The organism is Corynebacterium pilbarense, assembly GCF_026930265.1.
In the GTDB taxonomy this organism is placed as follows: domain Bacteria; phylum Actinomycetota; class Actinomycetes; order Mycobacteriales; family Mycobacteriaceae; genus Corynebacterium; species Corynebacterium pilbarense.
This window is the reverse complement of record NZ_JANRML010000001.1, coordinates 172,288-191,852: the sequence shown is the minus strand read 5'-3', so window position 1 is coordinate 191,852 and position 19,565 is coordinate 172,288. Positions and strand designations below refer to the sequence as shown.

Annotated in this window: 17 protein-coding genes; 1 reads left to right on the top strand and 16 read right to left on the bottom strand. The window is 64.3% G+C overall.

Going from position 1 to position 19,565, the window contains the following annotated elements; genetic code table 11:
* The first annotated feature begins 42 nt into the window (after window positions 1-42).
* Window positions 43-342: a hypothetical protein gene (locus tag NUW87_RS00940; protein WP_269026873.1), complete on the top strand. Its 300-nt coding sequence runs from the start codon at window positions 43-45 to the stop codon at window positions 340-342.
* Between the two features lie 194 nt (window positions 343-536).
* On the opposite strand, the gene NUW87_RS00935 is transcribed toward NUW87_RS00940, so the two are convergent.
* From NUW87_RS00935 to thrS, 16 genes are all read right to left on the bottom strand, one after another.
* Complete coding sequence (locus NUW87_RS00935; RefSeq protein ID WP_269026872.1) at window positions 537-2,594, bottom strand: bifunctional metallophosphatase/5'-nucleotidase; 2,058 nt, start codon at window positions 2,592-2,594, stop codon at window positions 537-539.
* Between the two features lie 185 nt (window positions 2,595-2,779).
* The gene (locus NUW87_RS00930; RefSeq protein WP_269026871.1) at window positions 2,780-5,056 is read right to left on the bottom strand and encodes a RelA/SpoT family protein; all 2,277 of its coding nucleotides are present in this window, start codon (window positions 5,054-5,056) and stop codon (window positions 2,780-2,782) included.
* Between the two features lie 47 nt (window positions 5,057-5,103).
* The gene (locus tag NUW87_RS00925) at window positions 5,104-5,679 is read right to left on the bottom strand and encodes an adenine phosphoribosyltransferase (protein ID WP_269026870.1); all 576 of its coding nucleotides are present in this window, start codon (window positions 5,677-5,679) and stop codon (window positions 5,104-5,106) included.
* A gap of 17 nt (window positions 5,680-5,696) precedes the next feature.
* Window positions 5,697-7,319 carry an ABC transporter substrate-binding protein gene (locus NUW87_RS00920; protein ID WP_269026869.1) on the bottom strand — a complete coding sequence of 541 codons (1,623 nt, stop codon included), beginning with the start codon at window positions 7,317-7,319 and terminating at the stop codon, window positions 5,697-5,699.
* 13 nt (window positions 7,320-7,332) lie between these two features.
* Window positions 7,333-8,544: a protein translocase subunit SecF gene (secF, locus tag NUW87_RS00915; RefSeq protein WP_269026868.1), complete on the bottom strand. Its 1,212-nt coding sequence runs from the start codon at window positions 8,542-8,544 to the stop codon at window positions 7,333-7,335.
* A 2-nt stretch (window positions 8,545-8,546) separates the two neighbouring features.
* Window positions 8,547-10,451, bottom strand: coding sequence for a protein translocase subunit SecD (gene secD, locus NUW87_RS00910; RefSeq protein WP_269026867.1), 1,905 nt, complete (start codon window positions 10,449-10,451; stop codon window positions 8,547-8,549).
* A gap of 156 nt (window positions 10,452-10,607) precedes the next feature.
* The gene (gene ruvB / locus NUW87_RS00905) at window positions 10,608-11,684 is read right to left on the bottom strand and encodes a Holliday junction branch migration DNA helicase RuvB (RefSeq protein ID WP_239218239.1); all 1,077 of its coding nucleotides are present in this window, start codon (window positions 11,682-11,684) and stop codon (window positions 10,608-10,610) included.
* Window positions 11,685-11,696: 12 nt separating this feature from the next.
* Window positions 11,697-12,311 carry a Holliday junction branch migration protein RuvA gene (gene ruvA, locus NUW87_RS00900; protein WP_269026866.1) on the bottom strand — a complete coding sequence of 205 codons (615 nt, stop codon included), beginning with the start codon at window positions 12,309-12,311 and terminating at the stop codon, window positions 11,697-11,699.
* Window positions 12,308-12,841 carry a crossover junction endodeoxyribonuclease RuvC gene (gene ruvC / locus NUW87_RS00895; RefSeq protein ID WP_194559367.1) on the bottom strand — a complete coding sequence of 178 codons (534 nt, stop codon included), beginning with the start codon at window positions 12,839-12,841 and terminating at the stop codon, window positions 12,308-12,310. The genes ruvA and ruvC overlap by 4 nt, the downstream gene beginning before the upstream one ends.
* A gap of 104 nt (window positions 12,842-12,945) precedes the next feature.
* Complete coding sequence (locus NUW87_RS00890; RefSeq protein WP_269026865.1) at window positions 12,946-13,698, bottom strand: YebC/PmpR family DNA-binding transcriptional regulator; 753 nt, start codon at window positions 13,696-13,698, stop codon at window positions 12,946-12,948.
* Window positions 13,699-13,764: 66 nt separating this feature from the next.
* Entirely contained in the window at window positions 13,765-14,220 is a 456-nt protein-coding gene (locus NUW87_RS00885; RefSeq protein ID WP_269026864.1) for a hypothetical protein, read from the bottom strand.
* Window positions 14,217-15,305, bottom strand: coding sequence for a glycosyltransferase family 4 protein (locus tag NUW87_RS00880; protein ID WP_269026863.1), 1,089 nt, complete (start codon window positions 15,303-15,305; stop codon window positions 14,217-14,219). The genes NUW87_RS00885 and NUW87_RS00880 overlap by 4 nt, the downstream gene beginning before the upstream one ends.
* A 5-nt stretch (window positions 15,306-15,310) precedes the next feature.
* Entirely contained in the window at window positions 15,311-16,255 is a 945-nt protein-coding gene (locus NUW87_RS00875) for a phosphatidylinositol mannoside acyltransferase (RefSeq protein WP_269026862.1), read from the bottom strand.
* The gene (gene pgsA, locus NUW87_RS00870; RefSeq protein ID WP_239218249.1) at window positions 16,256-16,891 is read right to left on the bottom strand and encodes a phosphatidylinositol phosphate synthase; all 636 of its coding nucleotides are present in this window, start codon (window positions 16,889-16,891) and stop codon (window positions 16,256-16,258) included.
* On the bottom strand, window positions 16,884-17,492 hold the full coding sequence (locus NUW87_RS00865) for an ATP adenylyltransferase (protein WP_239218251.1): 609 nt from the start codon (window positions 17,490-17,492) through the stop codon (window positions 16,884-16,886). Before NUW87_RS00865 ends, pgsA begins: the two co-directional genes overlap by 8 nt.
* The gene (thrS, locus tag NUW87_RS00860; RefSeq protein WP_269026861.1) at window positions 17,476-19,530 is read right to left on the bottom strand and encodes a threonine--tRNA ligase; all 2,055 of its coding nucleotides are present in this window, start codon (window positions 19,528-19,530) and stop codon (window positions 17,476-17,478) included. Before thrS ends, NUW87_RS00865 begins: the two co-directional genes overlap by 17 nt.
* Window positions 19,531-19,565: the final 35 nt, after the last annotated feature.

Here is a 19,565-nt window from a genome sequence, read left to right as displayed (position 1 = left end):
ATTCCGAGAAGAACACACATTTTTACAAGTGAGGAAAATTCGATGAAGCTTCGCACCAGCCTTGCAGCGGCAGCAACCGCCACCGCGGTCATGGTTTCCGGCGCCGCAGTCGCCGACGCTGCTCCCACGGTCAACGACACCGCGGAGAGCAAGTCCAAGGACTCCAACAACAAGGACTCTGACAAGAAGACCATCAAGGACAGCTTGTCCTCGTCCGATGAGGAAGGTTCCTCCATCGAGGACATGAGCCCGGAGGAGCTGAAGAGCTGGATCGCCGTGGTCACCGCGATCATCGGCATGCTCACCCAGGTGCTGTCCATCGCGTCTAAGTTCGCGCGCTAGTCCTCGCGCCGCTGCGGGTAGACACAACCGGCTCCCTACAACCGGCTACCAACGGAATTTTCCAGAGGTAACCGGTTCTAGGCAGCCGGTTCTTTTCGTCCCCCCCCCAATACAGCAGCGCCGCCGTTTCCCAATTGTGGGGAATCGGCGGCGCTGTCGCGTGCAACCTGTATCAGATCAGGCTCATGCTCGTCTTACTTGTTGTTGTTCAGCAGCGCGATCGGGCCGAGCACGGAGTCGATCGGGTATGCCAGTGCCAGCGGGAGCACCAGTACCAGGACAGCGGCGATCACACCGAGGATGACACCGATCGGTGCATCGGAGGAACCGTTCTCCTTTGCCGGCTTGTCCTTGCCGTCGTCTTCTGCCGGCTTGTCAGCCTGAGCGACGGTCACCGGCAGGGACACCTTGGTGCCTGCGTCGGTGGTGATCTCCAGGGTCTGCTCACCTGCGGCCTCGGCCGGAATCTCGAGCTCGACCTTTGCGCGGCCCTGCTCGCCGAAGCCCTTGTCGGCGTCGGTGACCTCGTTGTCCACCTCGGCCTCGGCGGTTGCCTCGCCCAGCTTGACGGAAGCGGTCTTCGCCATCGGCTCACCCTCGGAGGAGTAGCTCAGGGAGGTCAGCTCGATGGTGTTCTTCTGGCCAGCCTTCAGGCCGCCCTCCGGGAGCACAACGCCGACGTCCTTCTGGCCCTTGCGGATCTTGGCAGCGCCGGACTCGAGGTAGTCAACGAACGCCTGCAGGTCGTTGTAGCCCACGGTGTTGCGCTCGGTCGCCTTAGCCGGGTCAATGAAGTCGTCACCGCCGTCGAAGAGGAAGGAAGATGCTGCCACGCGGTACTTCTTATCCATCTCCATCGGCTTGCCGTCGATGGAGATAGAGGTGATCTTCTCACCGCGCGGGGCGTCCGGGTTGTAGGTGTAGGAGACGTTGTCGGACAGGCCCATGTCCAGGCGCGGGCGACCCGACTTTTCTGCGGCCTCCGGGGTCTGCCACTGGTTTTCCAGGGCCTCCTTGATAGCCGCGCCGGTGAGGGTTGCGACATCGATGCTGTTGCTGAACGGCTGGACGCTGAATGCCTCCTTGTAGGTCACTTCGCCTTCCACGAGGTCGTCGCGGACACCGCCTGCGTTCATCACGCCGAGGTCGATGTCTTCCCCGAGGAACTTCTCAAGGGCGACCAGAGCGGACTCGGCGATCATGTTGTTGGCGGTGGACTCAGTGCCGCGGTTGGTGCCAGGCTTGTCACCCGGATTGGAGCCGCGCTTGAAGGTAGCGCCAACCTCGGCCACGACCTTCTCGCCGAGCTTGTCAGCCTCGGCCTTGGCTTCCGCGACAAGAGCCTCGACCTCCTCGTCCGGAGTGATACCGAGCTTCTCCAAGTCGGTGATGTCGTACTGCTCCGCGGAGTGGGAGACGATGCCCTTCGTCTCCTTGTCGAAGGTGAACTTCAGATCAGTGACGATCTTGCCGTACTCGTAGGACTGGAAGTACGGAACATCCGCGTCCACGTTCATGTCCTGGATGTGGGAGTCTCCGCCGAAGACGAAGTCCACGTAGTCCTTGTCGAGCTTCTCGGAGGCTTCCTTGGCCGGATCGTGGATCAACGCGATGACGACGTCTGCCTCGCCGTTGTCCTTGATCTTCTTGGCTTCCTCGTTGACCTGCAGCGCGGAGTCCCTGATGTCCAGCCCCTTGACATTTTCCGGGTTGGACTTGGCTACGGTCAGGTTGGAGGTGGTGCCCACCAGCGCGATCTTGACGCCATCGCGCTCGACGATGATGTACGGCTTGACCTCGCGGGTGCCGTCCTCCTTGAAGATGTTCGCACCGATCTGCTTGTCGTTGGTGCCCGGGATGATGCGCTCGATCAGGTCCTGGTAGCCCTTGTCGAACTCGTGGTTGCCCACCGCGGTGCCATCGGTGCCGATGGCGTTGACGAAGTCCATGGTGTACTTGTCGTCAGAGATCGCGGAGATAAACGCGGAGCCGCCCTGGTTGTCGCCGGAGTTGGTGACAATGGTGTTCGGGTTCTTGGAGCGGATGTAGTTCATGATGCCGGCGACGTTGGCGGCACCCATCTCCTTGTTGCGCTCGTTGTACTCCAGGCGACCGTGGAAGTCGGTGATGTTGGCGACGTTGATGGTGACCTGGTCAGCCTCAGCAGCTGCAACGAACGGTGCTGCGGTGAGCACGACGGCGGTCGTGGTGGTTGCGGCGATCAGCGCGCCAGCGCGGCGGAAATCAAACACGGGGAACTCCTCAAATTCGGGGGACGGTGTCCTTTCCTTGTATCTCTTTTCCGGCGTTCCCGCAGGGCAACCACCCAGACCGCGCTCACTTTTGCTGGGGAAATAACCTCGCGTGCACCAACAATTCACCTGCTGGAAACCTGGAGGCAGGCTTGGGTGAGGGTGAGGGGAACCTTTGGCCGTCGTTAAGCAGTGACGCGATAGACGTCAAAGACTCCCTCGATGTTGCGGATCTGATTCATGATGGACCCCAGCTGCTTGATATCGGAGACCTCGATGGTCAAACGAATCATGGCAATGCGGTCGTCTCCCGCCTGAGACGACATGGCCAGGATAGGCAGCTTTGCCTCCGAAAGCACCCCGGTGGTCTCTGTGAGCAGGCCGTTTCGGTCCAGTGCCTCCAGCTGGATGGTGGCCCGCGACGAGCTCTTGTGCGAGCGCTGGTTCGCCCACTCGACATCGACCAGGCGTTCCGGCTCGCCCTTGAGCTTGGTGGCGTTGGTGCAATCGGTGCGGTGCACCGACACTCCCCCGCCGCGGGTGACAAAACCGAAAATGGCGTCCCCGGGCACCGGCTGGCAGCACTTAGCCAGCTTCGCCATCACATCCGGGCTGCCCTCCACCAGGATCGCGGGGCCGTCGCCGCTGGCCTGCGGGCGCACCAACGCCGACATCGGGGTACGTGCCGTGAGCGCGTCAACAGCGTCGTCGTCGCCGCCGAACATGTCCATCAGCAGGTGCGCGACGTGCTGACTGGAGACGTTGCCCGCGCCGATCGCCGTGTACAGCGCGTCCACGTCCTGGTAGTGCAGGCGGGTCGCAACCTGTCGCATGGACTCGTTGGTGAAAAGACGGTGCATTGGCAATCCGCCGCGCTGCACCTCCGCGGCCAGCGCGTCGCGGCCAGCCTCGAGCTGCTCCTCGCGACGCTCCTTGGCAAACCACTGGCGGATCTTCGCCTTCGCGCGCGGGGAAACCACAAAATCCCGCCAGTCGCGCGACGGTCCCGCGTTCTGGTCCTTGGAGGTGAAGATCTCCACCCTGTCGCCGGATTTAAGTTCAGTTTCCAACGTCACCAGCTTGCCGTTTACCTTGGCGCCGATGCAGCGGTGTCCGACCTCGGTGTGCACCGCATACGCGAAGTCCACCGGGGTGGAACCCGCGGGCAGGTCCACCACATCGCCCTTCGGGGTGAAGGCGAAGATTTGCTGGCTCGCTAAGTCGTAGCGCAGGGAATCCAGGAACTCGTTCGGGTCGGCTGCTTCCTTCTGCCAATCCAGCAGCTGGCGCATCCACGCCATCTGGTCCACTTCGGACTGGTCGCCCTTGTGCGAGCCCTTCGTTTCTTTGTAGCGCCAGTGCGCCGCCACGCCGAACTCGGCGTTGTAGTGCATCTCATGGGTGCGCACCTGCACCTCGAGCGGGCGGCCCGTGGGCGTCATCACCGTGGTGTGCAGCGACTGGTACACACCGAAACGCGGGTTGGAGATGTAGTCCTTGAACCGGCCCGGCATCACGGAGTACAGGGAGTGCACCACGCCGATCGCCGCGTAGCAGTCGTTGACGGTCTCTACCAGCACGCGGATGCCCACCAGGTCGAAGATCTCGTTGAAGTCGTGGCCGCGCACGGCCATCTTCTGGTAAATCGACCAATAGTGCTTCGGTCGCCCCATCACCTCGGCGGTGATGCCGTTGGAGGCAAGCTCACGTTGCAGCACGTCGGTGATCTCCCGCAGCGCCCTGTCGCGGGACGGCGCGTGGTCCGCGACCATGCGCACGATCTCCTCGTACTTCTTCGGCTGCAGGATCGCGAAAGCCAGGTCTTCCAGCTCCCACTTCACACTCGCCATGCCCAGGCGGTGCGCCAGCGGGGCGATGACATCGAGCGTCTCCTGCGCCTTCTTCGCCTGCTTCTCAGGTGGCAGAAAGCGCATGGTCCGCATGTTGTGCAGGCGGTCGGCCACCTTGATCACCAGCACGCGCGGATCTTCCGCCATCGCCACGATCATCTTGCGGATGGTCTCCGCCTCGGCCGCCGCACCGAGCGCGACCTTGTCCAGCTTGGTCACGCCGTTGACCAGTTTGGCCACCTCGGGTCCGAAGTCGCGGGTGAGGTCGTCGAGGGAGTAGTCGGTGTCCTCCACCGTGTCGTGCAGCAGCGCCGCCACCAGCGTGGTGGTGTCCATGCCAATTTCGGCACAGATGGCCGCCACCGCAAGCGGGTGGGTGATGTACGGATCCCCCGATTTGCGGAAAACTCCCTCGTGCAAGCGCTCCGCGGTGGAATACGCGCGGTCGAGCAGTTCCGCGTCTGCCTTGGGGTGGAATTTGCGGTGCAACGACAGCAGCGGGTCCAGCACCGGGTTTGTCTTCGAACGGCTGTTGCCCGTCAGCGACCGCGCCAGACGGGCAGACATGCTGCGCACGGAGGGGCCTGTCCTCTTCACCGGCTTGTCAGTCATTCCTAGCCTCCGATTCCAGAACTTCTCCAGCGACTAAAAGCGTAATCCTACGCGTTATCTGGCTGCTCTTCGCCGAGAACCACCAGCGGAGCGTCGCCAAGCTTGCTGCGCCCGCCGAGGCCCGACACCTCGAGGACGACCACATAGCCTGCGACGGTGCCGCCGGCGCGCTCGATCAAGTCCCGAGCGGCGACGAGGGTGCCGCCGGTGGCCAGCACGTCGTCCACAAGCACGATGCTTTTGCCGGTGATGTCCACGCCGTCCGCCGGAATCTCCAGTGCGGCCGAGCTGTACTCCGTGGTGTACTCCTGAGTGATCACCGGCGGCGGCAGCTTGCCTTTCTTGCGGATGGCCAGGATGCCGGTGCCGAGCTCATACGCCACAGCCGAGCCGAGCAGGAACCCACGCGCATCCAAGCCGCCGATGAGGTCGGCGCCGAGCTTGCGGCTGGCGGTGGCCATTTCCGCAATCACAATGTTCAACGCTGCCGGATCCGCGAGCACCGGGGTGAGGTCCTCGAACAGGACGCCCTCTTCTGGGAAGTCCTGCACCTGACGGATCTTATCCTTCAGGGCGTCGCGGGCGGTGGCGTAGCGGTTGCCGTCGATAGGTGTGGGGGCCATTGGTGTGGATTCTCCTGTTACTTCTCGGCCGGGGTTGTCTCTGTGTTCAGCTGCCACCGGTCCATGTTCCAGCCGATGCCGGCAAGACCTGTGTACGGCACCACGTTACGCACTGCGCCATCCACGGCGAAGGTGCGGGGCTGCGCGGCGAGCGGGATGGACGGCAGCTGCTTCCACAGGTGCGCTTCCTGCGCGCGAAGCGCACCGAGTTCCTGGGCGCGGTTGTTGGCGGACGGGAACTCCCGCATGGGGTCCGTGGCGTGCAGAATTACGTCGGCCGCGCCGTCGGTCCAGGTCTCATTGCCCCACTCGTCGTACTCCGCCCGTGGCAGATCCGCGAGCGTTTTTCCGCCCTCGGTCACGTCCTTCACCGTAATTCCCGCGGGCTCGCACGTGCGGCGGATGGATTCCACCATGGCGGCGAAACGCGCGTCCGGGTACGGGTAGCCGATGCGGATCTCTGTGCCGGAAAGCGCGGATGCGCCTTCAATGTCCACGTCGAGGTTCGGCGCCGCTACGTCCTTGACGCGCGCGGACAGCGGGTCGGCGTGGGGCAGCACGTGCAACGGCGCGACCGGCACGTCAATGCCAGCAACGTCGCTCGATGCCTTTGCGACGGCACGCGGGTCCACGCACTTGGCAAACGCCTGGCGGTTCTCGTGGATCGCCCACATACCGACGAGCGGGAACGTCAGCGACTCTGTAAGTTCACCGATCTGGCTGTCCACACTGAGGCGGTTGCCTTCGGCGTCCACGTCGTGCCAAGCCGGCGAGGTTTCCCGCAAGTCACCGATGCGCAGCGCCTCGTCCTCTGCCAACTCGCCGGAATCAGCGGATCCGGGCCAGATCACCATTTCCGGGGTCTGCGGCGCATCACCGTAGTAGTGCTCGTTGGCTACTAGCGTCACTTCACCCTGCTCCCCCACCTCCGCGATCTTGAACGGCCCGAAGGACACCTGCAGTGCAGGATCGAACTCGGCAAGGCTGAAGCCGTGGCGCCACACGTCGCCGATTGGCTTCAGGCGGGAAAAATCGTTGGATTGCAAGTCGCTGTCGAGCTCTTCGAGGCTTTTGCCCAACTTGGCCGCCACTGCGTGAGCGGGCAGCACGGTGCCGGCGTCGAAAAGCCCGCGCCAGCGAGCGCCACGCTTCTCCTTGAAGGTGAGCGTGAATTCCTTGGCCCCTGGGGCGCAGGACAGCTCCTCAGTGTCGTCGAACAGAGGCATGTGGGAGCCGAACATGCTGGGATAGTGCCCCGCGGTAAACGTGAGCAGGAAGTCGGAACAGGTCACCGGTGTGCCGTCGGAAAACACTGCGGCGTCGGACAGCGTGTAGATCACCTTGCGCTGATCGCTCGGCAGGACCTGGGTGGTAACCAAGTCCGTGTTCGGAATCATCTGCCCGCTCGGCCCCGGCACGTACACCCCCGGATACAGGCGCACGGAAAGCTGCTCCGCTAGGTCGGTGGTACCTTCCAATGTGCCAGCGTTGGTGGTGCGCAACTCGCCGAGCGCTTGGTAGCCGAACAGCTTCTTCGACTCTTCATTCTCACTGTCATTTGTGTCGCACGCGGTTAGAGCGAAGATGCTCACAGCTGCTGCAGCCACCGCTGCGACCGCACGGGTGAAACGTCCTGACATGGTTTACCGCCGTCTACCTGCCCGGACGCCAGGTTGAGGAACCGATAGCCCCATCAGCGCTGTCGAAAGAGCTTCCGGCACGGCGCACCGGAGCAGCAACTTGGCGCTTTTCGGGGGCGACCTTTTCGACGGCCTCGTCTTCGAGCTCGCCGGTACCGCGGGCGCGGAAGCGCTCCACGGCTGCGTTGTGCTCCTTGTACTTCTTCTTACGGTTGACCAGGCTCACCAGCAGCGGGGTTGCCAGGAACAGCGAGGAGAAGATGCCCTCGATCACGCCGATGAGCTGGATCAGCGCGAGGTCTTTCAGGGTGCCCACACCGAGCATCCACACGGCCACGATCATCAGCGCCACAATCGGCAGTGCAGAAATGACGGAGGTGGAGATAGAACGCATCACCGTCTGGTTCACCGCCAGGTTAGCCTCTTCGGCGTAGGTGGAGCGGCGCGAATCCAACACACCAGAAGTGTTTTCGCGCACCTTGTCAAAGACAATGACCGTGTCGTAGAGGGAGAAGGTCAAAACGGTGAGCAGGCCGATGATCATCGCCGGGGTGATTTCAAGCCCGAACAGTGCGTAGATGCCGGCGATGAGCACAGCGTCCACGATGAGCGCGGCCATCGCGGCGGCCGCCATTTCGCGCTGCAGGCGCACCGCGACGTACACGGCGGCAGCGACGAGGAAGACGGCCATCGCGAGCAGCATGCGGTTGGTGATAGTTGAGCCCCAGGATTCGGAGACCGTGGAGTCGCCGATCGCGTCGGCGCTGGGTTCGCCGTTGTGGTCTTCAATCTGGTACTCGTCGAAAATCGCCTGGCGTGCTGCGTCGATCTGCTCCTGCGTCAGGTGCCCGGAGTTGATCTCAAGCGTGCGGGTGTCGCCGGAGCCGACGATCTGCGTCAGCTCCGGAGTTACGCCGGTGGCGTCGACGAAGGTGTCCTCCACCTCTTCGGCCACGAGCTCGCCGGCCGGCATCGTCATCTTGGTGCCGCCCTCGAAGTCGATGCCCATGTTGAAGCCGCGAAAGAGCATGGCCAGCAGGGAGATCACCACAAGCGCGAGCGTGATGCCGTACCACAGCTTGCGGCGGCCAACGAAGTCGATGGCGCCGGTGCCGTCGTACAGCGTCTCCGCCGATCGCTTCGCTTTCACGGGTGCGGCGACGGTGTTGCCTGCGTCCGCTGCCTCGGTGGAGGTGTGTGTCGAAGTTGCCTTGGTGCTCGACATGTTTAGTTCTCCTCAATCGTTGCGGCCGGTTGGAGCGTGTGCTTATCGACGCCATCCTGCGCCCGACGTGCCTCAGCCGTCTTGAACGCCTTTCCCATGCCGTTGACGGAAGGCTTGGACCAGAATCCGCTGCGAGACGCGATGATCAGTAGCGGCGCGGTAACCAAGAAGGTGACAAGCAGGTCGAACACGGTGGTCAGGCCCATGGTGAAGGCGAACCCCTTCACGTCGCCAACGGCAAGGAAGTAGATGATCACCGCACCGATCAGGGTAACCATGTTGCCGGTGATGACCGTGTCCTTCGCCCGCTGCCAGCCGGATGCGGTGGCGGAGCGGAACGTCTTGCCCTTGCGCACCTCGTCCTTAATGCGCTCGTAAATCACGATGAAGGAGTCGGCGGTGGCGCCAATACCGATAACCAGACCAGCGATGCCGGAAAGGTCCAGGGAGTAGCCGATCCAGCGGCCCAGCAGCACCAGGGTGCCGTAGACAAGTGCGCCAGCGGCGACGAGCGACGCCAGCGAGATCAGACCGTAGAGGCGGTAGTAAGCGAAGACGAACAGCGCCACCAGGATCAAGCCCACCAGGCCGGAGTACAAGCCCGCCTTGAGCGAAGCCTGGCCCAGCGACGGCGGAACGGACAGAGCGGTGCCGCCCGGCTCGCCGTTCTCACCAGCGAAGGACAGCGGCAGTGCGCCGTAGCGCAGGTTGTTGGCAAGGCCCTCGGCCTCTTCCTGGGTGAAATTGCCGGTGATAGACGTTGCGGAACCAACCGGGGTCGGGCTCTGGATCACCGGTGCGGAAATCACCTGGGAGTCCAGCGTGATCGCGATCTGCTTCTGCAGCATTTCGCTAGTCAGGTGCGCCCAAGTCTCGGAGCCGTTGGGCTCGCCCGCCTGGCTGAAGGCGAAGCTGATCTCCATCTGGCTGGACTGCGGGTTGAAACCGCCGGTGATCGCACGGTTGGTGTCGATCTGCTCGCCAGTCAGGCGCGGGCCGTCAGCGTCGGTGACGCCGGCGAGCAGGGGAACCTCGTCGAGAAGCAATGGCTGGCCCGACGTCGGGTCGCAAGAAACCAGGGGCAGATCCGCCTTGTCGGAGCCGGCCAACGGGTCGGTGATCTGGCCCATGCAACGCGCCGACATCAAAGTCAGTGCCGCGAACTGCTCGGTCGGGTCGGTGGACTGACGGGTGCGCCGCAGCATGTCCGTCGTTTCCTGGCGGCGCTCAGCCGCCTCAACCGGGCCGTTCGGCTCCGGCAGCGGCTCGGCGCTGACCTGCGGAACGTCCTTAGGCGCCTCCGGGGCTTCCTCTTCCTTCGGTGCGACGTCCTTACCTTCACCGCTTTCTTCCTGCGGGTTCTCGGCGGCCTTTTCAGCTTCCTTCTCCGCCGCCTGCTTACGCGCGGCGATCTGGGTGAGCACCGCCTGGCCCTCCTGCGGGGTAAAGATGCCGTACTTGACCCACTCGTTGGTCATGTCCAAGGTGACCTGGTCAATCTTGGTGCTATCCGCGGCCGGCGGGTCAAGCACCGGACGGAAGAAGAGCTGCGAGGTCTGACCGATGTTGCGAATCTCAGCCGTGTCGTCGCCGGCGGCCTCAATGACGATGGTGTTTCCGTCCACAACAACGGACGCACCGGAGACACCCATGCCGTTCACACGGTTTTCGAGGATGTTGCGCGCATCCTCCAGCTGCTCGCTTGTCGGTTCATCGCCCTGAGGAACGAGGGTGACACGGGTGCCGCCCTGCAGGTCGATGCCGAGCTTCGGCTCAGCCGTTTTAGTTCCGGTGAAAAATACTAGGGCGTAGACGCCGATGACAATGAGGGTAAATAGCGCGAGCAGCCGAGCAGGCCAGCGCTTCTTTCCCTTCACCTCGCGGGACCGCCGAGTGTTGTTGGACACTGAGCTGACTCCTCTGCTTTCCGAGCTCCAATTTTCCCCTCCACCGAGCCCTACAACACCCGGGAAGAGACATAAGTGAAGGGCGTGCCGGTGGAGACACAACGGAACATGCTACGGCATAGCCCCGCAAAACCAGCAGTCCGGTCCGCGCCAGCCTTAATAAAGCGACATTTGCCCCGGTGCATCTGGCGGCGCCTGCAACCCCAGGTGTTCCCACGCCGCGGCAGTCGCCACTCGCCCGCGCCCAGTTCGAGACATCAACCCCGCGCGCACAAGGTAGGGCTCGCACACCTCCTCGATGGTGCCGGGTTCCTCGCCAACGGCGATGGCAAGCGTGCCCACGCCCACCGGCCCCCCGCCGTGGCCGCGGATCAACGCATCTAGAACCGCACGGTCCAGTCGGTCCAGGCCCAACTCGTCCACGTCGAACACGCTCAACGCGGAGCGCGCCGCCTCGAGGTTGACGTGGCCGTCACCATGCACGTCCGCCCAGTCGCGCACTCGGCGCAGCAGGCGGTTTGCAATGCGTGGCGTGCCGCGCGAACGCGAGGCGATTTCCACCGCCGCGTCCGTGTCTATGCGCATAGCGAGGATGTCCGCGGCGCGGCTGACCACTTGGGTCAAGTCCTCCACGTCATAGAACTCCATCTGGGCGGTGAACCCGAAGCGGTCGCGCAGTGGGCCTGTGAGCATACCCGCGCGGGTTGTCGCCCCGACGAGGGTAAACGGTGGGATCTCCAACGGGATCGAAGTCGCACCGGGACCTTTGCCCACGATCACGTCGATGCGGAAATCCTCCATCGCCATGTAGAGCATTTCCTCGGCCGGGCGGGCGATGCGGTGGATTTCATCGATGAAAAGCACGTCGCCTTCCATCAGGTTGGACAGCATCGCCGCCAAATCGCCCGCGCGCTCGAGTGCGGGACCCGAGGTCATCCGCAGCGAGGTTCCCAACTCCTGCGCCACGATCATCGCCATGGTGGTCTTGCCCAACCCCGGCGGTCCGGACAGCAGGATGTGGTCCGGGGTCACCCCGCGGCTGCGCGCACCCGCAAGCACCAGGTTGAGCTGCTCGCGGACTTTGGGCTGGCCGATAAATTCGTTGATCGATTTCGGGCGTAGCGAACGCTCGATGTCATGCTCGTCTGCCTGCGCGTGCGCGTCTACTGGCGACGGAGCCTTCGCCGCGAACCCTTCCGGCAGCTCAAACTCTGTCTTTTCCACGTCCGACACGGCGATACCTCCCTATTTCTTGCCTAGCTGGCTCAGCGCCTGACGCAGCAGTGCGGAAGCGTCTTTCTCCGGCTGCTCCTCCACCAACGCGTCGACCACCGGCCGCGCCGAACGCTCCTGGAAACCCAGGCCCACTAGCGCCTCGACCACCTGCTCCGAAATGAGCGACGAGCCCTTGTTCGCTCCGGCTGCACCTGTAGCGGCCGGTGCATCGTCCGCCGGGATAAACGCCTCCACCTTGTCCTTGAGCTCGAGAGCGATGCGTTCCGCCATCTTCTTGCCCACACCCGGAATGGACTGGATCGTTTTCGCATCTCCGGCTGCGATGTGGGAGGACAGCTCGCCTGGGTCAAACACGGACAATGAGGCGAGCGCCAGCTTCGGCCCCAGTCCGGAGACGTTCTGCAGCTTGTGGAACATCTCGCGGGCATTCGCGTCCCCGAAGCCGTACAGGGTCACACCATCGTCTTTGACCACCATCGACGTCATCACCCGGGCGCGCTCGCCGCGGGTCAAGCGGCCCAGCGTTTGTGGGGTGGCAAGGAAGCGGTAGCCCACGCCCGAGCATTCGATGACCGCATGGTCGAGCCCGATGGTGAGCACTTCGCCGTTGAGAGAATCAATCATTGGTTCGCCGCTTTCATGGTCAACTGGTTGGTCCGTGCGATCAGGGGGGCGCGCCAGCAGTGGCACACCGCGATAGCCAGCGCGTCGGCCGCGTCCGCGGGCTTCGGTGCTTCAGACAGGCCGAGAATCCGCGTGATCATCACCGTCATCTGCTTCTTGTCCGCCCGCCCGTTGCCGGAGATGGCCTTTTTCACCTCTGACGGGGTGTACATGTGCACCGGGATGCCCCGCTCCGCCGCGGCCAGCACCATCACGCCCACGGCGTGCGCGGTGTGCATGACGGTTGATACATTGCCGCGCTCAAAGATGCGCTCCATGGCGATGACGTCCGGCTCGTAGTCGTCGATCCACTCACCCACCGCCCGCGACAGGCGCAGAAGACGCTCCGCCAATTCCGCAGTGGACGGGGTGCGCACCACGCCAACCGCCACGGGGATGATCTGACGGCCCCGGCCAGCTTGCACCACGGAAAGACCGCAGCGCGTCAAGCCAGGGTCAATGCCCATGACCCGCAGACCTTCCAGCGACATCGCATCCTCCCTTCCGCACATGTGACACATATGTTCTACCACAGGAGACACAACAAACGCCCGCGCCACCGTCGGCGGCGCGGGCGTTGGCCACGGTGAAAGACTTAGTCCTCCAGCTGCGCCACGACCTCGTCGGAGAGGTTCATGTTGGTGTAGACGTTCTGCACGTCGTCCGAGTCTTCCAGCGCGTCGATGATACGCATCATCTTCTTCGCGCCTTCGACGTCGAGGTCTACCTCCACGTCCGCACGGAACTCCTGGCCTGCTTCCTCAATCTCGATGCCTTCGCCTGCCAGCGCCTCGCGCACTGCCGGCAGATCGGTCGGCTTGCAGGTGATCTCAAACTCCTCGCCGAGGTCGTTGACCTCCTCGGCTCTGGCGTCGAGCACAGCCATGAGCACGTCGTCCTCGCTGAGTTCGCCCTTCTGAATGGTCACCACACCGGTGCGCTCGAACATGTAGCCGACGGAGCCGGACTCGCCGAGGTTGCCACCATTTTTGGTCATGGCGGTACGCACCTCGGTAGCGGCGCGGTTGCGGTTGTCCGTGAGGCACTCGATGAGCACGGCGACGCCGTTCACGCCGTAACCCTCGTACATCACGGTTTCCCAGTTCGCGCCGCCGGCTTCCTCACCGGAGCCGCGCTTGCGGGCGCGCTCGATGTTGTCGCCAGGCACCGAAGCCTTCTTGGCCTTGCGGATCATGTCGTCCAGGGTGGGGTTCGCGGCCGGATCGCCGCCGCCGGTTCGTGCCGCGACCTCGATGTCCTTGATCATCTTCGCCCACAACTTCGACCGCTTCGCGTCGTTTGCGGCCTTCTTGTGCTTCGTGGTTGCCCACTTTGAGTGGCCCGCCATAACGCACCCCTTTTCCTCGGTTGACGTGTAACAGACGGCATTATACGCACCGACTTGCTGAAGCTATTACTGGTCGTCCCGCACGAACTGCGGCAGTGCCGCTGTACCGCCGAGGCGCAAAAAGCTTACCGACGGCCGAAGGCGCAACGCCCGCGTATCCGCCACCGCATCGTTGTAGAAACGCGTGGCCAGCTCGACTCGGATGTCCGCGTCGCTGAGCGGACCCGGCATTTCCTCGCCCGCGATCCGTTCTGCCACCACCGCCGACAGCTGCTTCTCCTGGACAAAACGAGTGTGCACATCGTCCGGCCCTAGTCTGATCTGTTCGGTGCGTTGCGCCGCTGCGCCGAGTTCAGGGTAGAGCGCTGCGATAACGGCGCAGCGCCGGTCCAGCGCCGCCTGCAGGGCGTCGCGCGAACGGTCAAGCCGGATATGCAGGCGGTTGAGCCGCTGCGCCGTGTTGTAGGCCCACGCCGCCAGCACAGTCACCACCACCGCCACAGCGATCCAAACCATCGTCATAGCCACCCCTCCACCCCGACCTTCTCCCCAATGGATACAGCCTCGTACACCGCCAGGACCCGACCCGCCACAACGGACCAGTCGAAGTCTTTCGCCCGCTCCACGCCTCTAGCGCAGAGGTTGGTGCGAAGCGGGAGCTCGTCGATAAGCAACTGCAACTGCTGCGCGAGCGCCGACGCATCGCCGGGCGGAAACAGCAACCCCGCATCCTCGCCGCAGACCGCGGCGAACGCGGGGATGTCGCTGGCGAGTACAGCGCAGCCGGCAGCCATCGCCTCTACGAGGATGATCCCGAACGATTCGCCGCCGAGGTTCGGCGCCACAAAGATATCCGCGCGGCCGAGGATTTCCGCCTTCTCCTCCTCAGACACCAGCCCCGTAAACTCGACGTCCGCGACCTCGCGGTGCGCCCCAGCTCCGATGACGGTGACGCGCGGCTTGCGCGGGAGCTGATCTACGGCCTGCAGAAACACGTCGAGGCCCTTGCGGGGTTCGTCCAAGCGACCCAGGAACACCACTTCTGGCATTGCTTGGCTTCCTGGAGCGCGCCGCGCCGCTTGAAATCTGGCGGTGTCCACCCCGTTCGGGATGATCACGGGATCAGTGCCCACCTGCTGCGACTGCCAGCGCCACGCCTCCTTACTCACCGCGATACCGGCGCGGATCTTCTCTAGGCTGCCGCGGAGTGCCGGCAGCACGAGCTTGAGCGCATAAGAGGATTCCGCTGAGGCGTGGTAGGTGGCCACGATTGGGCCGGAAGCCATGCGCAGCGCCGCCATGGAGTAGCTCGGCGAGTTCGGCTCGTGCACGTGCAAAATGTCAAAGTTGCCGCGCTCAATGAACTGCCGTGTGGTGCGGCGCACTTGCGGGCCGAAGGACAGCCGCGCGACCGAGCCGTTGTAGCGCACCGGCACCGCGGCACCGCCGCGGGTGACCCACTCCGGAAGCTCCACAGCCTCGGAAGCCGGGCCGAGCACCTCGGTGTGGTGGCCCATCTCGCGCAATTGAGCAGCAAGGTCAAGCACGTGGGCTTGAACTCCGCCCGGCACGTTGAAGGAGTACGGGCACACCAGACCGATCCGCACGCCGACTACCTCCCCTGTTCGCGCCGTTGCCGCAGCCGCCGTTCCATTTCCCGGCGGCGGCTCGGCTTCGGCGCGTCTTTAGGCCACAGCGGCTGCAGCATGTGCCAGTCCGCCGGGTGGGCGGCAATGTTTTGGGCGAACTGGTCGGCCACGCGCTGCGCAGTGTCCTCGAGCATGGTCACCTCCACCGGGTCGGAGATGCTAAAGCCCCAGCCGGGGTTGCGCCGCGTGCCCGTGAACCAGGAGTGCGCAACCAAAAGCGACGCGCCGGTGTCACGCGCTAGCTTGGCCGGGCCGACGGGAAAGGTCGTTTCCTCGCCAAAGAACTCAACCGGCACCCCGCGTCGTGAGAAGTCCCGCTCCCCCAACAGGCACACGATCCCACCGTCAGCGAGCACCTCTTTCAACCGCTCAAACGGCGGCTGCTCACCGCCGGTTAGCGGCACGACCTCGAAGCCGAGGGACTCGCGGAACTGCACGAACGCGTCGAACAGCGCCTCTGGTTCAAGCCGCTCCGCAACGGTGGTGAACCCTCCGTAGTTTCGCGCCAGCCATGTTCCCGCCATGTCCCAGTTGCCGGTGTGCGGCAGCGTGAGTACAACCCCGTGGCCCTGCGCCACGGCAGCATCCAAGTGTTCCCGCCCGACCACACCAGCCGAAAGCTTCGCGTTCAGCTCCGGGTCGTCCGCCATCAGCGGCAGACGGAATGCTTCCAGCCAATAGCGCGCGTAGGAACGCATGGCGTCGCGCACCAGCTGCCGGGTGACATTTTCCGGCCCCACCACGCGTGCGAGGTTGCGCCGCAGCATCTCCATGCCAACGCCCTCGCCGGAAGCACGGTCCGCGGCCCATTCGGCTGCCCGCGCTGTCAACGGTGCAGGCAGCGCGCCGACGATCTTCCAGCCGGCGATGTAGCCCGCGGCGACGAGCCGCTCGCGCGCGAAGCCCATTTACGCTCCCGCTGGCGGCGCGATCTTCGCGTCCGCCCCCTCGTCGCGTCCGGCGAACATCAGCCGCTGAACAACGGTGATCACGGAGCCGACCAACAAAATCCACAGCGACACCACCACGGCGTTCGGCACACCGAAGCCCTCCAGCGCAAGGCCGCCGAGTCCCAGGATCAGCCGTTCCGGGCGTTCAATCAGCCCGCCGACGATCTTGAGCCCGCCGGCCTCGCCGCGGGCCTTGATGTAGCTGATGGTCTGCGAAAGCACGATGACCGCCAGGCACACCGCCACATTCACCGGCGCTGCGTCCGCGACGTAGATCAGCCACATCGCGATCGCGCCGAACAGCGCGCCGTCGGTAAGCCGGTCGCAGCTCGCATCCAGCGTCGCGCCGAACGCTGTGCCTCCGCCGCGCAGCCTGGCCATCGTGCCGTCGACCATGTCGAAGGCGGCGAAGAACAGGCTGAGCACCGCCGCCCACACCAGGTGTCCGGTGGGGATGAGCACCACCGCGGTGAGCATGGTCAGCGCGGTGCCCGCCACGGTTGTCGCGTTCGGCGTCAGGCCGATCTTCAGCAGCCCTTTGGCTACCGGTTCGACCACGACTGCTGCGGGTTTGCGTCCGTGCACGCTAAGCATCGCGTTCACCTGATTCCGTCTCGTGGACTTCGCGCCAGCCGTCCGCTAGCAGCGCCCGCGTTTCCTGCAGCAGCTGCGGCAGCACCTTCGTGCCGCCGATGACGGTCATAAAGTTCGCGTCGCCCGCCCAGCGCGGCACCACGTGCAGGTGCAGGTGGTCGCCCACCGACCCGCCCGAGGCCTTGCCCAGGTTGAGCCCCACGTTGATCGCCTCCGGCTTGGACACGCGCTTGAGCGTTTTCACCGCATGCTTGGCAAACGCCATCAGCTCGGCCGTCTCCGCATCCGTGAGCTCTTCCAGCTCGGCGACCTTGCGGTACGGCACCACCATCAGGTGGCCGGCGTTGTACGGGTACAGGTTGCACACCGCGTACACCGTCTCCCCGCGCGCGACGATGAGGCCGTCCTCGTCGCTCATCTTCGGGATTTCGAGGAAGGGATCGCCGTTGCTTCTCGACGATCCTCCGGTTTCCCCCGCCTCATCTTCCGCGGGCATCTGGGTGATGTAGCTGGAGCGGTACGGCGCCCACAGTCGGGTGAGACGGTCCGGGTCGCCTACGCCGGTGTCGGCATAGGTCTCGCCGTTAGTTGCCGGCTGCAACGGTGTCCTCGCTCGGCTGGTCGTTGCGCTTGGCGGTGATCCAGTCCGTGATCAGCTCCACCGCGCGCTCGACCGGCACGCCGTTGATTTGGCTGCCGTCGAGGAAGCGGAAGCTCACCGCGTTCGCGTCCACGTCGCGCTCGCCGGCGAGCAGCATGAACGGCACTTTGGACGTGGTGTGGGTGCGGATCTTCTTCTGCATGCGGTCGTCCGAGTGGTCCACCTCTGCACGGATGCCGCGCTCGCGCAGCTTTGCGACGACACCGTCGAGGTGGTCGGCGAACGCGTCGGCCACCGGGATGCCCACCACCTGGTGCGGAGCCAGCCAGGCCGGGAACGCGCCGGCGTAGTGCTCGAGCAGCACGCCGAAGAAGCGCTCGATGGAGCCGAAGAGCGCGCGGTGGATCATCACCGGACGCTTCTTCGAGCCGTCCGAGGAGGTGTAGGTCAGGTCGAATCGCTCCGGCAGGTTGAAGTCCAGCTGTACGGTGGACATCTGCCAGGTGCGGCCGATGGCGTCGCGGGCCTGCACGGAGATCTTCGGGCCGTAGAATGCGGCGCCCGCCGGGTCCGGCACGAGCTCCAGGCCGGACTTTTTGGCCACGGACTCCAGGATGTTGGTCGAGCGCTCCCAGATCTCATCGTCGCCGATGTACTTGTTCGGGTCCTTCGTGGACAGCTCCAGGTAGAAGTCGTCCAGGCCGTAATCCTGCAGCAGGGAGATGATGAACTCCAGCACGCTGGTCAGCTCGTCTTCCAGCTGCTCCTCGGTGCAGTAGATGTGGGCGTCGTCCTGCGTGAATCCGCGGGCGCGGGTCAGACCGTGGACCACGCCGGACTTCTCGTAGCGGTACACGGTGCCGAATTCGAACAGGCGCAGCGGCAGCTCGCGGTAGGAACGGCCGCGCGAGTCGAAGATGAGGTTGTGCATCGGGCAGTTCATCGGCTTGGCGTAGTAGTCCACCGGCTGCTTGGTCACGTTGCCGTCTTCATCAACCTCGCCGTCCAGCTTCATCGGCGGGAACATGCCGTCGGCGTACCAGTCCAGGTGGCCCGACTGCTGGAACAAGTCGCCCTTGGTCACATGCGGGGTGTTGACAAAGGAGTAGCCGGCAGCGACATGGCGCTCGCGAGAGTGCTGCTCCATGGTCATGCGCACGATGCCGCCGTCCGGGTGGAACACCGGCAGGCCGGAGCCGACCTCGTCCGGGAAGGAGAACAGGTCCAGCTCGTTACCAAGGCGGCGGTGGTCGCGCTTTTCCGCCTCCTCAAGCATGGTCATGTACTCTTCGAGTTTTTCCTTGGACTCCCAAGCGGTGCCGTAGACACGCTGCAGGCCAGCGTTGTCCTGGTCGCCGCGCCAGTAGGCGGCGGACGAGCGGGTCAGCGCGAACGCCGGGATGTACTTCGTGGTGGGCACGTGCGGGCCACGGCACAGGTCATGCCACTCAACCTCGTTCGTGCGCGGGTTGACGTTGTCATAATGCGTCAGCTCGCCAGCACCGATTTCGGTGGCCTCATCGGAGTCCGGATCGACGTTGCCTTTGTCGTTGATCAGCTCGAGCTTGTACGGCTCGTCCTTGAGGTCTTCTGCAGCCTCTTCTGCGGAGGCGTAGACGCCGCGGACGAACTTCTGGCCCTGCTTAATGATCTTCTTCATGCGCTTTTCCAGCGTCTTCAGATCCTCGGGCGTAAACGGCTCCGCAACGTCGAAGTCGTAGTAGAAGCCGTCCTCGATGGCCGGGCCGATGCCTAGCTTGGTGCCGGGGAATTCGGCCTGCACGGCCTGAGCGAGCACGTGGGCGCAGGAGTGGCGGATCACGGAGCGGCCGAGCTCAGTATTTGCCGGCACCGGAGTGAACGTCGCGGTGGCCTCGGGGACGTGCGAGAGGTCTTTCAGCTCGCCCGCTTCATCCTGGACGCACACGACGGCGTCCTCCCCCTTGTTTGGCAGGTTCAGCTCCCGCATGGCCGCGCCGACGGCGGTGCCGGCGGGAACCTCGAACGGTGCGAACTCAACTGCTGCTTCGGTAGACATATCTGTCGTGCGCTCCTTTGCGCGTCACTGGGCTG

Excerpts from the sequence above, each read along its gene's own strand:
- NUW87_RS00940 (WP_269026873.1), top strand. The coding sequence starts at position 43 with ATGAAGCTTCGCACCAGCCTTGCAGCGGCAGCAACCGCCACCGCGGTC.
- NUW87_RS00930 (WP_269026871.1), bottom strand. The coding sequence starts at position 5,056 with ATGACTGACAAGCCGGTGAAGAGGACAGGCCCCTCCGTGCGCAGCATG.
- NUW87_RS00925 (WP_269026870.1), bottom strand. The coding sequence starts at position 5,679 with ATGGCCCCCACACCTATCGACGGCAACCGCTACGCCACCGCCCGCGAC.
- NUW87_RS00920 (WP_269026869.1), bottom strand. The coding sequence starts at position 7,319 with ATGTCAGGACGTTTCACCCGTGCGGTCGCAGCGGTGGCTGCAGCAGCT.
- secF (WP_269026868.1), bottom strand. The coding sequence starts at position 8,544 with ATGTCGAGCACCAAGGCAACTTCGACACACACCTCCACCGAGGCAGCG.
- ruvA (WP_269026866.1), bottom strand. The coding sequence starts at position 12,311 with ATGATTGATTCTCTCAACGGCGAAGTGCTCACCATCGGGCTCGACCAT.
- ruvC (WP_194559367.1), bottom strand. The coding sequence starts at position 12,841 with ATGTCGCTGGAAGGTCTGCGGGTCATGGGCATTGACCCTGGCTTGACG.
- NUW87_RS00890 (WP_269026865.1), bottom strand. The coding sequence starts at position 13,698 with ATGGCGGGCCACTCAAAGTGGGCAACCACGAAGCACAAGAAGGCCGCA.
- NUW87_RS00885 (WP_269026864.1), bottom strand. The coding sequence starts at position 14,220 with ATGACGATGGTTTGGATCGCTGTGGCGGTGGTGGTGACTGTGCTGGCG.
- NUW87_RS00875 (WP_269026862.1), bottom strand. The coding sequence starts at position 16,255 with ATGGGCTTCGCGCGCGAGCGGCTCGTCGCCGCGGGCTACATCGCCGGC.
- pgsA (WP_239218249.1), bottom strand. The coding sequence starts at position 16,891 with ATGCTTAGCGTGCACGGACGCAAACCCGCAGCAGTCGTGGTCGAACCG.
- thrS (WP_269026861.1), bottom strand. The coding sequence starts at position 19,530 with ATGTCTACCGAAGCAGCAGTTGAGTTCGCACCGTTCGAGGTTCCCGCC.